This window comes from Paraoerskovia marina, from assembly GCF_900105445.1.
In the GTDB taxonomy this organism is placed as follows: domain Bacteria; phylum Actinomycetota; class Actinomycetes; order Actinomycetales; family Cellulomonadaceae; genus Paraoerskovia; species Paraoerskovia marina.
Genome location: NZ_LT629776.1, coordinates 1,465,973 through 1,480,790 on the forward strand (window position 1 = coordinate 1,465,973; position 14,818 = coordinate 1,480,790).

Sequence of the window (14,818 nt, forward strand, 5' to 3'; positions counted from 1 at the left end):
CCGTCGCACGACGGACCCGTACGTCAAAGGAGTTCACCCATGAGCCGCCCTCTGCGCTCTCGGACGTCCACCCACGGTCGCAACATGGCCGGTGCTCGCGCGCTCTGGCGCGCGACCGGCACCGGTGCCGACGACTTCGGCAAACCGATCGTCGCCATCGCGAACTCCTACACGCAGTTCGTCCCGGGGCACGTACACCTCAAGGACATGGGCGACCTGGTCGCCGGAGCCGTCCGCGAGGCCGGCGGCGTCGCGAAGGAGTTCAACACGATCGCCGTCGACGACGGCATCGCGATGGGGCACGCAGGCATGCTGTACTCCCTGCCCAGCCGTGACCTGATCGCCGACTCCGTGGAGTACATGGTCAACGCGCACTGCGCCGACGCGCTCGTCTGCATCTCCAACTGCGACAAGATCACCCCGGGGATGCTCAACGCGGCGCTGCGGCTGAACATCCCCGTCGTGTTCGTCTCGGGAGGCCCGATGGAGGCCGGCAAGGCCGTCGTGGCGGACGGCGTCGCGCGGACGCCGCTGAACCTGGTCAACGCGATCAACTACGCGGCCGACGAGGGCGTCAGCGACGAGGCGCTCGCGCAGGTCGAGGAGAACGCGTGCCCGACGTGCGGCTCGTGCTCGGGGATGTTCACCGCGAACTCGATGAACTGCCTGACCGAGGCTCTCGGGCTCTCCCTGCCCGGGAACGGTTCGACGCTGGCGACCCACGCGGCCCGCAAGGAGCTGTTCCTCGAGGCCGGTCGCACCGTCGTCGACCTGGCCCGTCGGTACTACGACGACGAGGACGACACCGCGTCGCCCCGGGGGATCGCGACGAAGGCGGCGTTCGAGAACGCGATGGCGCTCGACGTCGCGATGGGCGGTTCGACGAACACGGTGCTCCACGTGCTGGCCGCGGCGCAGGAGGGTGAGGTCGACTTCGACCTCACGGACATCGAGCGCATCAGCCGTCAGGTGCCCTGCCTCTCGAAGGTCGCGCCGAACCACCCGAGCTTCCACATGGAGGACGTCCACCGTGCCGGAGGGATCCCGGCGCTGCTGGGCGAGCTCGACCGGGGCGGTCTGCTCAACCGCGACGTGACCTCGATCCACACCCCGACCCTCGGCGCCTGGCTCGACGACTGGGACGTGCGGGGCGGCAAGGCCACGGACCGCGCGGTCGAGCTCTTCCACGCGGCACCGGGTGGTGTGCGGACCACGCAGGCGTTCTCGACGACGAACCGCTGGGAGAGCCTCGACACCGATGCCGCCGAAGGCTGCATCCACGACGTCGAGCACGCCTACACGGTCGACGGAGGGCTCGCGGTGCTACGCGGGAACCTCGCCGAGGACGGCGCCGTGTTCAAGACCGCGGGGGTCGACCCCGACGTCTTCCACTTCACCGGCCGCGCCCTGGTCTGCGAGTCGCAGGACGAGGCCGTCGACAAGATCCTCCGCAAGGAGGTGAAGCCCGGTCACGTCGTCGTGGTGCGCTACGAGGGACCTGCCGGGGGGCCAGGCATGCAGGAGATGCTCTACCCGACGTCGTTCATCAAGGGTCGCGGACTCGGCAAGGTCTGTGCCCTCATCACGGACGGCCGGTTCTCGGGAGGGTCGTCGGGGATCTCCGTCGGACACGTCTCGCCCGAGGCCGCGGCGGGCGGGGTGATCGGCCTGGTCGAGGACGGTGACGAGATCGAGATCGACGTCGACACGCGCGCGATCCGCCTGAACGTGCCCGACGACGTCATCGCCGAACGGCGCGCCAAGATGGAGGCCTCCGAACGGCCGTGGCAGCCCGTCGACCGCGACCGGTACGTCTCCCCGGCGCTGCGGGCCTACGCCGCGATGGCGACGTCCGCCGACAAGGGTGCGGTCCGCGACGTGTCCAGGCTTCCCCAGCGGTAGCGGCACGGTTCGCCCAGTGAGACGGCCCCGGACGCGTATGGCGTTCGGGGCCGTCCCGGTCCACACTCGAACGATGAGCACACCGGACATCAAGCCACGATCCAGGCAGGTCACCGACGGGATCGAGGCCACGGCCTCGCGAGGAATGCTCCGGGCCGTGGGCATGGGCGACGACGACTGGGTCAAGCCGCAGATCGGCGTCGCGAGCTCGTGGAACGAGATCACCCCGTGCAACCTCTCGCTCGACCGGCTCGCCAAGGCCGTGAAGGAGGGCGTGCACGGCGGGGGTGGGTATCCGCTCGAGTTCGGCACGATCTCGGTCTCCGACGGTATCTCGATGGGGCACGAGGGTATGCACTTCTCCCTCGTGAGCCGCGAGGTGATCGCGGACTCGGTCGAGACCGTGATGCAGGCGGAGCGTCTCGACGGCTCCGTGCTCCTCGCCGGTTGCGACAAGTCGCTCCCGGGCATGCTCATGGCGGCCGCCCGACTCGACCTCTCGAGCGTCTTCCTCTATGCCGGCTCGATCATGCCGGGCTGGGTCAAGCTCGAGGACGGCACCGAGAAGGACGTCACGCTGATCGACGCCTTCGAGGCCGTGGGAGCCTGCTCGCGCGGACTCATGAGCAAGGGCGACCTCGACCGGATCGAGCGCGCGATCTGCCCGGGGGAGGGCGCCTGTGGCGGCATGTACACGGCCAACACGATGGCCTCGGTCGCCGAGGCGATGGGCATGTCGCTCCCCGGTTCCGCAGCACCGCCGTCGGCCGACCGACGCCGCGACGCGTTCGCCCGTGCGTCGGGGGAGGCCGTGGTCGAGCTTCTCCGCCGTGGCATCACGGCCCGCGACATCATGACGAAGGAGGCGTTCGAGAACGCGATCGCCGTCGTGATGGCCTTCGGGGGCTCGACGAACGCCGTGCTCCACCTGCTCGCCATCGCCAATGAGGCCGAGGTGGAGCTGACCCTCGCCGACTTCGACCGGGTCGCCGCCAAGGTCCCGCACCTCGGTGACCTCAAGCCGTTCGGTCGGTACGTGATGAACGACGTCGACCGTATCGGCGGGGTCCCGGTGGTGATGAAGGCCCTGCTCGACGCCGGGCTGCTGCACGGTGACTGTCTCACCGTCACGGGCCGGACCGTCGCCGAGAACCTCGCCGACGTCGCACCGCCCGACCCCGACGGCAAGATCCTGCGCGCACTCGACGACCCGATCCACGCGACCGGCGGGATCACGATCCTGCACGGCTCGCTCGCCCCGGACGGTGCCGTCGTGAAGTCGGCCGGGTTCGACGAAGACGTCTTCGAGGGCACCGCCCGGGTCTTCGAGCGCGAACGCGCGGCGCTGGACGCGCTGGAGGACGGGACGATCACCGACGGCGACGTCGTGGTCATCCGGTACGAGGGCCCGAAGGGCGGACCCGGGATGCGGGAGATGCTGGCGATCACCGGAGCGATCAAGGGCGCGGGGCTCGGGAAGTCCGTCCTGCTCCTGACCGACGGAAGGTTCTCGGGCGGGACGACGGGGCTCTGCGTCGGGCACGTGGCGCCCGAGGCGGTCGACGCCGGCCCGATCGCGTTCGTCCGGGACGGAGACCGGATCCGGCTCGACGTCGCGAGCAAGACGCTCGACCTGCTGGTGGACGAGTCCGAGCTCGAGGCTCGCCGCGAGGGCTGGGCGCCGCTCGGCCACGGGTACACGCGCGGGGTGCTCGCCAAGTACTCGCGGCTCGTGCAGTCGGCCTCGACCGGCGCCGTCCTGATGTAGCGGGTGTCACCGGGCTGGTGCACCCTGGCCCCATGGCGGACACGGCGGACACGGCAGACGGACGGATGACGTCCGAGACGTTCTTGGCGGAGGTGGGTACGCCTAACTGGAGCGTCGTCGACGGTCGTGCCCGGGCGGTCTTCGCCACGGGGACGTTCGCGACCGGACTGCACTTCGTCGCGCTCGTCGGGGAGAGGGCAGAGGCCGCGGGACACCACCCCGATCTCGAGCTCCGCTACCCCGAGGTCGTCGTCAGCCTCGTGACGCACGACGTCGGCGGGCTGACCACGAAGGACGTCCGGCTCGCGCAGGAGATCTCCACCGTGGCGGCAGGCCTCGGGATCCAGGCGCGCGCGGCCGGGGCATCTGCCGTCCCGCCCTCGCCGGCCGAAACGTAGATTCCCGACACCTCCGCCGATTTCCTCCCCTATGCTCTCGTCAGCGCCAGGGGGCGCTGACGGAAGATGTCAGGAGGCAGTGTGGCCAACGATCTAGCGATCGAGACCCGGGGACTACGGAAGACCTATCGGAGCCGTCGGGGTGCGTCGGTCGGGGTGCGCAGCCTCGACCTCGAGGTCCCGGTCGGCGGTGTCCACGGGTTCCTCGGGCCGAACGGCTCCGGGAAGACGACCACGATCCGCATGCTGCTCGGGCTGGTGCGTGCCGACGAGGGCGAGATGCGGATCTTCGGGCACGAGGTGCCCGACCGGCTCCCCGCTGTCGTCCGGCGCATCGGCGCGATCGTCGAGCACCCGAAGTTCTACCCGGCGTTCACGGGGCGCAAGAACCTGCAGATCCTGGCGACGGGCATCGGCGTGCCGGTCCGACGCGTCGACGAGGTGCTCGACAGCGTCGGTCTCGGTGACCGGGGCAAGGACGCGTTCCGCAAGTACTCGCTGGGCATGAAGCAGCGGCTCGCGATCGCCGCGACGCTCCTGAAGGACCCGGACCTCCTGATCTTCGACGAGCCGACGAACGGGCTCGACCCCGCGGGGATCCGCGAGATCCGAGAGACCATGCGGGCGCTCGCGGTCGAGGGGAAGACGGTGCTGGTCTCGAGCCACATCCTCGCGGAGGTCGAGCAGGTCGCGGACACGGTGTCGATCGTCTCCGAGGGGACGATCGTCTCGCAGGGGCGCGTCGCAGACCTGCTCAGCAGTCGCACCGCGGCGACCGCACGCGTCCTGGTCGCCGACCCGGCTCGCGCGCTCAACATCCTTCAGGACGCCGGGTTCGTCGTTCGCGGCGACGGCGAGGCCCTGATCGTCGAGGGCGTGGAGAACCCGGCCGACGTCACCCGGACGCTCGCGCTGCAGGGCAGCTACGTCTCGGCGCTCGTCCCGCACAAGGCGGACCTCGAGTCGGTGTTCCTCGAGCTGACCGGCACGGCTGAGCGACAGTCCGGCGAGCCGACCGAGGGGGTGGCCCGATGAGGCTGCTGCGAGCAGAGTCGATGCGCTTCTGGGCGCGGACCCTGATCCGGTGGGCCATGGTGGCAGGACTCGTCGTGGCGGGCCTGGTCGTGCTCGGCTCCTGGACCACGTCCACGCCACCGCCCGACGAGGTCCAGGCGTCGATGCAGGCTGACTTCGACGCCTCCGTGAAGGACTGGGAGGACAACGGCGAGACGTACGTCGCGGACTGTCTCGCGGCCGAAAAGGCGGACGCAGAGGAGCTCGGCGAACCGCTCGACTACGAGTGCGACGAGATGGGTCCGCCCGTATGGGCGGACTACGCGTACTTCGCGACCTTCGCGGGCGAGGGGCTGTCCACGGTGCAGCTCAGTCTGCTCCTCGTCGCGCTGCTCACCCTCGGTGTCGGAGTTACCTTCGTCTCCGCGGAGCACACCTCCGGCGCGATCGGGAACTGGCTGACGTTCGAGCCTCGACGCTCCCGCGTCTACTGGTCGAAGGTCGTGGCCGCAGTCCTCGGCGTCGTGCCCGTCACGGTCGTCATGGTGGGGCTGATCGCCGGAGGCTCGCTGTGGGCGTACGACCACCACGGGGCGCTCGGGCGGTTCGACCTCGACCAGGACCTGCGGCCCTACCTCGAGATGTGGGCCCGTTCCGCGGCGCTCGCGCTCGGACTCGCGGCGTCGGGTGCCGCCCTCGGTTCGCTCCTGCGGCACACGGCGATCGTGATCGGCGTGGTTGCGGGCTGGGCGATCCTCGTCGAGGCCGTCGCGGCGAACGTGTTTGACGCGATCAAGCCATGGACGCTCGTCACCTCGATGAACGCCTGGATCCAGGGAGGGACGGCGGTCTACGTCACCGAGTGCGACGCGACCGACGACAGCGGCATGCTCTGCGACTGGGTCGAGCACCCCGTCTCGCAGACCCAGGGTGGACTGATCCTGACCGCGGTGGTCGTCGCTCTCGTCCTGGTCTCCTGGCTCGTCTTCCGACGGCGCGACGTCGCCTGACCGGTCTCAACCTCGGGCCGGGTGTTCCACGATGTGGGACACCCGGCTCGCCAGGTGACATTCAGAGGGCGGCGGCGTAACGTGTGCGCTGTGCAGACGAACATTCTCGTAGTACTTACTGGGCGCGCAGGCTGAAGCCACCACTCAGGTTTCGTCAGCGCGCTCACCCCTCGAAGAACCCAGTCCGGGTACGAGGGGTTTTTTCATGTCATCACCGAGGGAGATACCGATGGGACAGGTCCCGCACCCCGCACCTCCGCGGTCCGGCGCGCCGTCGCCCGCAGCTTTCGCGAAGCCCGCAGCGCAGCGCGCACGGACCGCCCCGGCACCACTGACGAGCGGAGGCGCCTCCGTGCCGGCCGAGTCGGTCACCGGCGCCCAGTCGATCGTCCGGTCGCTCGAGGAGGTCGGGGCCGACGTCGTCTTCGGCATCCCCGGCGGTGCGATCCTCCCGACCTACGACCCGCTGATGGACTCCTCGCGGATCCGCCACATCCTGGTGCGTCACGAGCAGGGCGGTGGGCACGCGGCGTCCGGCTATGCACACGCCACCGGCAAGGTGGGCGTCACGATGGCGACCTCCGGACCCGGGGCGACGAACCTCGTGACACCGATCGCCGACGCGAACATGGACTCGATCCCGCTCGTGGCCATCACCGGTCAGGTCGCGGCGTCGTCGATCGGCACCGACGCGTTCCAGGAGGCCGACATCGTCGGCATCACCCTCCCGATCACCAAGCACAACTACCTGGTGACGGACCCGGCGGACATTCCGCGCACCATCGCGGAGGCCTTCCACATCGCCCGGTCCGGCCGTCCAGGTCCGGTCCTCGTCGACATCGCGAAGTCCGCGATGCAGGCGCAGACCACGTTCTCGTGGCCGCAGGACCTGAACCTCCCGGGCTACCACCCGGTGACCAAGCCGCACGCGAAGCAGATCAAGGAGGCCGCCCGCCTCCTCGCGACGGCCCGCCGGCCGGTGCTCTACGTCGGCGGCGGGGTGATCCGGGCGGAGGCGTCCGAGCAGCTGCGCCAGCTCGTCGACGCCTCCGGCGCTGCCACGGTCACCACGTTGATGGCTCGCGGCGCCCTGCCGGACAGCCACCCGCAGAACCTCGGCATGCCCGGGATGCACGGGACGGTGCCGGCTGTGGCCGCCCTCCAGAAGGCCGACCTCATCGTCGCGCTCGGCACCCGGTTCGACGACCGCGTGACGGGCCAGCTCTCGACGTTCGCGCCGCACGCGGCGATCGTGCACGCCGACATCGACCCGGCCGAGATCGGCAAGAACAAGGCCGTCGACGTGCCGATCGTCGGTGACCTCAAGGAGGTCATCGCGGACCTGCTCCCGGAGCTCGCCCGCGAGCACGAGTCGAAGGGCCGTCCCGACCTGGGAGCCTGGTGGCGGCAGATCGACGACTGGCGCGAGACCTACCCGCTCGGCTACGCCCAGCCGGACGACGGCCACATGTCACCGCAGTACGTCATCTCCCGCATCGGGGAGCTCTCCGGTCCTGAGTCGATCTACGTCGCCGGGGTCGGGCAGCACCAGATGTGGGCGGCGCAGTTCATCCGCTACGAGCACCCCAAGACCTGGCTCAACTCCGGGGGGCTCGGCACGATGGGCTACTCGGTGCCCGCCGCCATGGGGGCGAAGGTCGGTCGCCCGGACGCCACGGTGTGGTCGATCGACGGCGACGGCTGCTTCCAGATGACCAACCAGGAGCTCGCGACCTGCGCGATCAACGAGATCCCCATCAAGGTCGCCGTGATCAACAACTCGTCGCTCGGCATGGTCCGGCAGTGGCAGACGCTCTTCTACGAGTCGCGGTACTCGAACACGGACCTGCACACCGGGCACGGCACGCGACAGATCCCCGACTTCGTGAAGCTCGCCGACGCGTACGGCTGCGAGGGGATCCGGGTCGAGCACGCGAGCGACGTCGACGCCGCGATCAAGCGAGCGAACGAGATCGACGACCGCCCCGTCGTCGTGGACTTCCGGGTCTCGCGCGACTCGATGGTGTGGCCGATGGTGGCCGCCGGCGTGAGCAACGACGAGATCCAGTACGCACGCGGGATCTCACCCGCGTGGGACCGCGAAGACTGAGACCGAGGGAGACCTGTCATGTCCCGTCACACACTCTCTGTGCTCGTCGAGAACAAGCCCGGCGTGCTCACGCGCGTCGCCGGTCTCTTCGCGCGCCGTGCCTTCAACATCCACTCGCTCGCCGTCGGGCCGACGGAGCACGACGACATCTCGCGCATCACGGTCGTCGTCGACGTCGAGGAGAGCCCGCTCGAGCAGGTGACCAAGCAGCTCAACAAGCTCGTGCACGTCCTCAAGATCGTCGAGCTCGAGCCGTCCTCCTCGGTGCAGCGGGAGATCATGCTCGTCAAGGTCCGCGCGGATGCCGCGTACCGTACGGGTGTGCTCGAGGTCGTCCAGCTCTTCCGCGCCAAGGTCGTTGACGTCGTCCCGGACGCCGTGACGATCGAGGCCACGGGGAACCCCGACAAGCTGGCCGCGCTTCTCGGCGCGCTCGAGCCGTACGGGATCCGCGAGATCGTCAAGTCGGGAACAGTGGCCGTCGGCCGCGGTGCCCGTTCCATCACGGACCGGGCGCTCGAACGCGCCCGGACCGCCTGAGCCACCCCACCAGCAAGGAGATTCACATGGCTGAGATGTTCTACGAGGACGACGCCGACCTGGCCGTGCTCGCCGGCAAGAAGGTCGCCGTCATCGGTTACGGCAGCCAGGGCCACGCCCACGCGCTGAACCTGCGTGACTCGGGCGTCGACGTCGTCGTCGGCCTGCGCGAGGGTTCCTCCTCCAAGGCCAAGGCCGAGGACCAGGGTCTCGCGGTCCTGCCCGTGGGCGAGGCGGTCGCGGCGGCGGACGTCGTCGTCATCCTCGCTCCCGACCAGGCCCAGCGTGACCTGTACGCGAACGAGATCGCCCCGAACCTGAAGGACGGCGCGACCCTGCTCTTCGCGCACGGCTTCAACATCCGCTTCGGCTACATCGAGGCGCCCGAGGGTGTCGACATCGTCATGGTCGCCCCCAAGGGCCCGGGCCACACGGTCCGCCGTGAGTACGAGGCCGGCCGTGGTGTGCCGGTCATCGTCGCGGTCGAGCAGGACGCCTCCGGCAAGGCCTGGGACACCGCGCTCGCGTACGCCAAGGGTGTCGGCGGGCTTCGTGCCGGCGGCATCAAGACCACGTTCACCGAGGAGACCGAGACCGACCTGTTCGGTGAGCAGGCCGTGCTCTGCGGTGGCGCATCGCAGCTCGTCCAGTACGGGTTCGAGACGCTGACCGAGGCCGGCTACCAGCCGGAGATCGCCTACTTCGAGGTCCTCCACGAGCTCAAGCTGATCGTCGACCTGATGATCGAGGGCGGCATCGCCAAGCAGCGCTGGTCCGTCTCCGACACCGCGGAGTACGGCGACTACGTCTCCGGTCCGCGCGTCATCGACCCGAGCGTCAAGGAGAACATGAAGGCCGTTCTCGCCGACATCCAGAACGGTGCTTTCGCCAAGCGATTCATCGACGACCAGGACGCCGGTGGGCCGGAGTTCAAGGCTCTGCGCGAGAAGGGCGAGACCCACCCGATCGAGGTCACGGGCCGCGACCTGCGCAAGATGTACGCCTGGACGCAGGACGTCGACAACGACTACGTCGAGGGCTCGGCCGGACGCTGACCCTCAGGTGTGACGGCCGCCACTCCTGCGGGGTGGCGGCCGTCGCCGTGCCCGGGCAATGATGGCCGGATGGATGAACTCACCGCAGTCGACGCCGAGAACGCCGCCCAGCTCGTCGAGTTCTGGGAGGCAGGGCGGATCAAGGCCGGCCTGGGCCGGACAGGGACGGTGACCGGCTTCGGCAACGAGACCGCGGTGCCGCCGGTGGCCTGGGCGTTCGGCGACGAGCCCGAGATGGCCGACCGGCTGCTGGACCTGGTGCTCGACGGGACGAAGACCGCCACCTCGTCGGCCGTGTGGTCGTACGAGGACGACGGGGAGCCGCTTCCGCAGAAGGGTGACCTGTCGATCATCCTCGACGCGGACGGCGCCCCGCGCGCCCTGATCCGGACCTCCGAGGTCGAGGTGGTCGCGTTCGAGGAGGTCACCGAGGACTTCGCGCGGGCCGAGGGCGAGGGCGACCGCACGTTGGCGTCCTGGCGTGCCGGTCACGAGGAGTTCTTCCGGCGCACGCTCGGCGTCGGGCGTGAGTTCTCGTCCGAGATGCCCGTGCTCTGCGAGCGGTTCACGCTCCTCTACCCGCGCTGAACGGCGCCGCAGCGCGCACTCGCGGTCGCTTCCTCCACCTAGACGTGCGTGAGGAGGCCCTCGCGCACCCGTGCGGCGGCGACGGCCCGAGCCCCGGCGAGCGCCGGTGCGTCCGGGACGAGCGACGGTGCGAGGGGGACCCGGAGCTCTGTGCCTTCGAGCTCACGGTCGATGGCGTCGGCGAGCTCGGCGCCGAGGCAGATGCCGACAGGCCCGCCGATCACGAGGAGCGCGGGCTGCATGACGGCCACCACGGGCCGCAGCACGGAGGCGACCCGGGGTGCCAGCGCCTCGACCACGGTGCGACGGGCGTCCTTGTTCTCCCGCAACCCCGCGAGAACCGCGGGAAGGGTCGTCCCCTCGATCCCGGCGTCGTGCGCCAGCGAGATCACGCGTCGGCCGCCGATGAGGTCCTGGGCGATCGTGGAGTCGTCGAGGTCGGCCACCTCGGCGGCGATCGGGAGGTACCCGATCTCACCGGCCGCGCCGGAGGCCCCGCGGTGGAGATCGTCGCCGATCCAGCTGCCGAGCCCGATGCCCTGCCCGAGCCAGAGCAGCGAGAACGACGACTCGCTCGGCGACGCGTGGTGGTGCTCGGCGATCGCGGCAAGGTTGACGTCGTTCTCGAGAAGAACGGGAATCCGGATCTCGTTCTCGACGAGGTCGCGCAGTCCGGTCCGGGGCCAGCCCGGGAGGTGCCCGACGAGCGAGATGTCGCCCGTCGCCGGGTCCGCCGCGGCCTGCAGGCCGATCACGACGACGCCGACGCGCGACTCGGGGACCCCTGCGTTCGCGCACGCGGCGGTCAGCGCCTGGCGGACGTCCGTCGCCGCGTCGCGGCCCGGGCCGGCGTTGATGCGCGCGCTGCCGAGCTCGCGCCCCGCGACGTCCACCACGGACGCGTCGATACCGTCGGGGTCCACGTCGAGAGCGAGGCCGACGATCACGTCCATGCGGACGCTGTAGGTGACGGCGAGCGGGCCGCGTGCGCCCTGGGCGGTGCCGTGCGGCTCGATGAGACCCGAGCTCTCCAGGCGGGTGACGACCTGGGAGGCGGTGGGCCGGGAGACACCGAGCTCACGGACGATGCCGGACCTGCTCAGCGGGCCGACGTCGAGGAGGATCTCGAGTGCGGCCCGGTCGTTCATGGTCCGGACCGTGCTTGGCATGCCGGACTGACGGTTCGTCGTCACGATGTCCCTTCCGCGTGGTCCGAGGCGCGACCCCCGATGGTCGCGCCGCCGTTCAGACCGGATTCTCGACCTGATCATCGCGTCACACCGGCCGTTTCTCCAAACTGGCAAGGCGGTTGTCCCCGACGCGCCCGGGCAGGTCGGCGCGGGTGGTGTCCGAGAGGCGAGACGGCCGTATCGCCTAGTGGTACCGACGAGTAGCCTCCCGAGCATGACGCGGAACATCGAACTGGCAGTGGTGGCGGGCGACGGCATCGGGACCGAGGTCGTCGACCAGGGGCTCGCAGTCCTCGAGGCCGCGGTCGCGGGGGAGGACGTCGCGATCTCGACGACGCCCTTCGAGCTCGGCGCGAAGCGTTGGCACGCCACGGGCGAGACGCTCACCGACGCGGACCTGGAGTCGATCCGGGCCCACGACGCGATCCTGCTCGGGGCGATCGGAGACCCGACGGTGCCCTCCGGCGTCCTGGAGCGCGGCCTGCTGCTCAAGCTGCGATTCGCGCTGGACCACTACGTCAACCTGCGCCCGGGCAAGCTGTACCCCGGCGTCACGTCACCGCTGGCCGACCCGGGCGACGTCGACTTCGTCGTCGTCCGGGAGGGCACCGAGGGCCCCTACGGCGGCGTCGGGGGTGCGGTGCGTGTGGGGACCCCGCACGAGATCGCGACGGAGGTCTCGGTCAACACGGCGTTCGGCGTCGAGCGAGTCGTCCGCGACGCCTTCGCCCGTGCCCAGGCGCGTCCGCGCCAGCACCTCACGCTCGTCCACAAGCACAACGTGCTCGTCCACGCAGGGCACCTGTGGCGCCGTACCGTCGACGCGATCAACGCCGAGTTCCCGGACGTCACCACGGACTACCTTCACGTCGACGCCGCGACGATCTTCCTCACCACGAACCCGTCGCGTTTCGACGTGATCGTCACGGACAACCTGTTCGGCGACATCATCACCGACCAGGCTGCCGCCATCACCGGCGGCATCGGTCTCGCGGCCTCGGGCAACATCAACCCGGACCGCACGGCCCCGTCGATGTTCGAGCCCGTCCACGGGTCCGCGCCCGACATCGCAGGGCAGGGAAAGGCCGACCCGACAGCGACCGTCCTCTCGGTCGCCATGCTCCTTGACCACCTGGGCCTCTCCGAGGCCTCGGCGCGGGTCGAGGCCGCTGTCGCCGCCGACCTGGTCGAGCGCGGCGGTCGAGTACGGTCGACGGCCGAGGTGGGGCGCGATCTCGCTCAGCGCATCGCGCGCTGACCGCTTCGCGCGACCGTACTCGGCCGTCCGACCCGTCGTCGTCCGTCCATCAGCGCACGGACGTCCGCTGTGGGTGTGCCGGACCGCGAGGTCGTTCTATCGCTGCGGTCGTGGAAAACTACAGGGGTCGTCCGGTGAAAGGCCCTATCGATCATGAGCACCTCGCTTCCGCAGCACCCCCTCTCGCAGTCACTCGAAGATCTCGTCGAGCTCTTCGACGTCCGGCCCTCGGCCGCGCCCATGGCAGACGCCGACCGGGAGCTGGCGCTCGCCGCGCCCCGGTTCGGCACGGTCTTCACGGACCACATGGCGCGCGTGACGTGGAACGCCACCGACGGGTGGTTCGACCGTCGCGTCGAGCCTTACGGTCCGTTGCAGATGGACCCCGCCACGGCCGTCCTGCACTATGCGCAGGAGATCTTCGAGGGGATGAAGGCCTACCGTCACGCTGACGGTTCGGTATGGACCTTCCGCCCCGAGGCGAACGCGCAGCGCTTCGCGCGGTCGGCGCAGCGCCTCGCGCTGCCGTCGCTGTCGATCGACGACTTCATCGCAGCGGTCGCGGCGCTGGTACGGGTCGACGCCGCCTGGGTGCCGTCGGGGGAGGAGTCGAGTCTCTACCTGCGCCCCTTCATGTACGCGTCGGAGCCCTTCCTCGGCGTCCGTCCCAGCCTCGAGGCCGAGTTCCTCGTCATCGCCTCCCCGGTCGGGCCCTACTTCGCCAGCGGCGTGCAGCCCGTCTCGATCTGGATCGAGCGTGACCTGTCGCGCGCCGGTGCCGGCGGTACGGGTGCCGCGAAGTGCGGCGGTAACTACGCGTCGAGCCTGCTCCCGCAGACCATCGCGCAGGAGAACGGCTGCGACCAGGTCTGCTTCCTGGACGCCGCGACGGGCACCGCGCTCGAAGAGCTCGGGGGCATGAACGTCTTCGTCGTCAAGACCGACGGATCGGTCGAGACGCCCGAGCTGACGGGGTCGATCCTCGAGGGCGTGACCCGGTCGTCGATCATCCAGCTCCTCCAGGACGCGGGGCACGAGGTCCGGGAGCGTCGCATCCCGTTGGACGAACTGCTCGAGGGCATCGGCGACGGGTCGGTCGCGGAGATCTTCGCGTGCGGCACCGCGGCGGTCGTGACGCCGATCGGTCGCCTCGCCGGGACGTCCTTCGACCAGACGATCGCCGACGGTGGCGCGGGGTCGGTCACGATGTCGGTCCGTGGCGAGCTCACCGACATCCAGTACGGCCGCGCAGCCGACCGGCACGGGTGGCTGCGTCGGCTCGTCTGACCGCTAGTAACTGCGGCGAGGACGGATCGTCTTCGCCGCAGTTCCGGTCAGGAGCGACCAGACGGCGATGCCGATCAAGAGGTTGAGAGCGGACGTGAACGCGGCCGTGATCGTGTCGTCGGTCCAGGCGAACGGCAGCGACGCCGTCAGTGCAACGACGAGGAACATCAACCAGCCGAAGAACAGTCGTGGTCGCGGTGCGATCAGGGCGAGCAGAACGAGCACCCCGGCCGCGAGGAACGTCAGGAGCGCTCCGGCCACCGCGAACGCACCGGCGTCGGTGCTCGCGCCGAACGGGTTCGGCGGCGCGATGACGTCCAGGTTGAAGACGGACTCCAGGACGACGGTGGCGACATAGCCGACGAGGGCGGCCACGGCGGCCGTCGCAAGCGTCCCGCCGACGAACCGCTTCGCGTCGATGACCGGGGTCGACGGCGTGGACACGAACTCCTCCGGCTCTTGCGTCGGCGCAGGCTGTTGCTGGGGTCCGGCCGACTCGACCGGGTAGCTGGCCGGGGGGTTCTCGTTCGCGGGGACGCGCGGGATTCGGCGGGTGGGCTCTGGACCCTCATCCGGATAGCTCATCGTCTCTCCTTGGCGGTTCGGTGCTCGAACTCGCTGTCATGCCCGCGGGCTGGACGCTCGCGAGGTGGTGGTCCGCAGTGTGGCAGTATGTGGAGCGTGACACACATCGTCTC

General features: G+C 70.0%; 13 protein-coding genes. 11 read left to right on the forward strand and 2 right to left on the reverse strand.

Annotation, left to right across the window (positions count from 1 at the left end; genetic code table 11):
• Positions 1-39: 39 nt before the first annotated feature.
• From ilvD (BLU20_RS06500) to BLU20_RS06540, 9 genes are all read left to right on the forward strand, one after another.
• Positions 40-1,902: a dihydroxy-acid dehydratase gene (ilvD, locus tag BLU20_RS06500; RefSeq protein ID WP_029253714.1), complete on the forward strand. Its 1,863-nt coding sequence runs from the start codon at positions 40-42 to the stop codon at positions 1,900-1,902.
• 37 nt (positions 1,903-1,939) lie between these two features.
• Positions 1,940-3,670: a dihydroxy-acid dehydratase gene (gene ilvD / locus BLU20_RS06505; protein ID WP_197675441.1), complete on the forward strand. Its 1,731-nt coding sequence runs from the start codon at positions 1,940-1,942 to the stop codon at positions 3,668-3,670.
• A gap of 32 nt (positions 3,671-3,702) precedes the next feature.
• The gene (locus BLU20_RS06510) at positions 3,703-4,068 is read left to right on the forward strand and encodes a 4a-hydroxytetrahydrobiopterin dehydratase (RefSeq protein WP_083372017.1); all 366 of its coding nucleotides are present in this window, start codon (positions 3,703-3,705) and stop codon (positions 4,066-4,068) included.
• A 66-nt stretch (positions 4,069-4,134) separates the two neighbouring features.
• Positions 4,135-5,103 (forward strand): ABC transporter ATP-binding protein, encoded by a 969-nt coding sequence (locus BLU20_RS06515; protein ID WP_043110031.1) that lies wholly within the window; start codon positions 4,135-4,137, stop codon positions 5,101-5,103.
• Positions 5,100-6,092 carry a hypothetical protein gene (locus tag BLU20_RS06520; RefSeq protein ID WP_083372018.1) on the forward strand — a complete coding sequence of 331 codons (993 nt, stop codon included), beginning with the start codon at positions 5,100-5,102 and terminating at the stop codon, positions 6,090-6,092. The genes BLU20_RS06515 and BLU20_RS06520 overlap by 4 nt, the downstream gene beginning before the upstream one ends.
• A 229-nt stretch (positions 6,093-6,321) precedes the next feature.
• Entirely contained in the window at positions 6,322-8,202 is a 1,881-nt protein-coding gene (locus BLU20_RS06525; protein WP_029253719.1) for an acetolactate synthase large subunit, read from the forward strand.
• An 18-nt stretch (positions 8,203-8,220) separates the two neighbouring features.
• Entirely contained in the window at positions 8,221-8,742 is a 522-nt protein-coding gene (ilvN, locus tag BLU20_RS06530) for an acetolactate synthase small subunit (protein ID WP_029253720.1), read from the forward strand.
• A gap of 26 nt (positions 8,743-8,768) precedes the next feature.
• Positions 8,769-9,797: a ketol-acid reductoisomerase gene (gene ilvC, locus BLU20_RS06535; RefSeq protein ID WP_029253721.1), complete on the forward strand. Its 1,029-nt coding sequence runs from the start codon at positions 8,769-8,771 to the stop codon at positions 9,795-9,797.
• A 69-nt stretch (positions 9,798-9,866) separates the two neighbouring features.
• A complete protein-coding gene (locus BLU20_RS06540; RefSeq protein WP_083372019.1) occupies positions 9,867-10,385 on the forward strand; it encodes an ASCH domain-containing protein in 519 nt (172 codons plus the stop codon).
• Positions 10,386-10,423: 38 nt separating this feature from the next.
• Here BLU20_RS06540 and BLU20_RS06545 read toward each other — a convergent pair whose 3' ends face one another.
• A complete protein-coding gene (locus BLU20_RS06545) occupies positions 10,424-11,533 on the reverse strand; it encodes an ROK family transcriptional regulator (protein ID WP_172829037.1) in 1,110 nt (369 codons plus the stop codon).
• 256 nt (positions 11,534-11,789) lie between these two features.
• On the opposite strand from BLU20_RS06545, the gene BLU20_RS06550 reads away from it, so the two are divergent.
• Both BLU20_RS06550 and BLU20_RS06555 read left to right on the forward strand, forming a co-directional pair.
• Positions 11,790-12,833, forward strand: a complete 1,044-nt coding sequence (locus tag BLU20_RS06550; protein ID WP_083372021.1) for a 3-isopropylmalate dehydrogenase — start codon at positions 11,790-11,792, stop codon at positions 12,831-12,833.
• A gap of 153 nt (positions 12,834-12,986) precedes the next feature.
• Complete coding sequence (locus BLU20_RS06555; protein WP_029253725.1) at positions 12,987-14,120, forward strand: branched-chain amino acid aminotransferase; 1,134 nt, start codon at positions 12,987-12,989, stop codon at positions 14,118-14,120.
• A 3-nt stretch (positions 14,121-14,123) separates the two neighbouring features.
• On the opposite strand, the gene BLU20_RS06560 is transcribed toward BLU20_RS06555, so the two are convergent.
• Positions 14,124-14,705, reverse strand: coding sequence for a DUF6069 family protein (locus tag BLU20_RS06560; RefSeq protein ID WP_083372022.1), 582 nt, complete (start codon positions 14,703-14,705; stop codon positions 14,124-14,126).
• Positions 14,706-14,818: the final 113 nt, after the last annotated feature.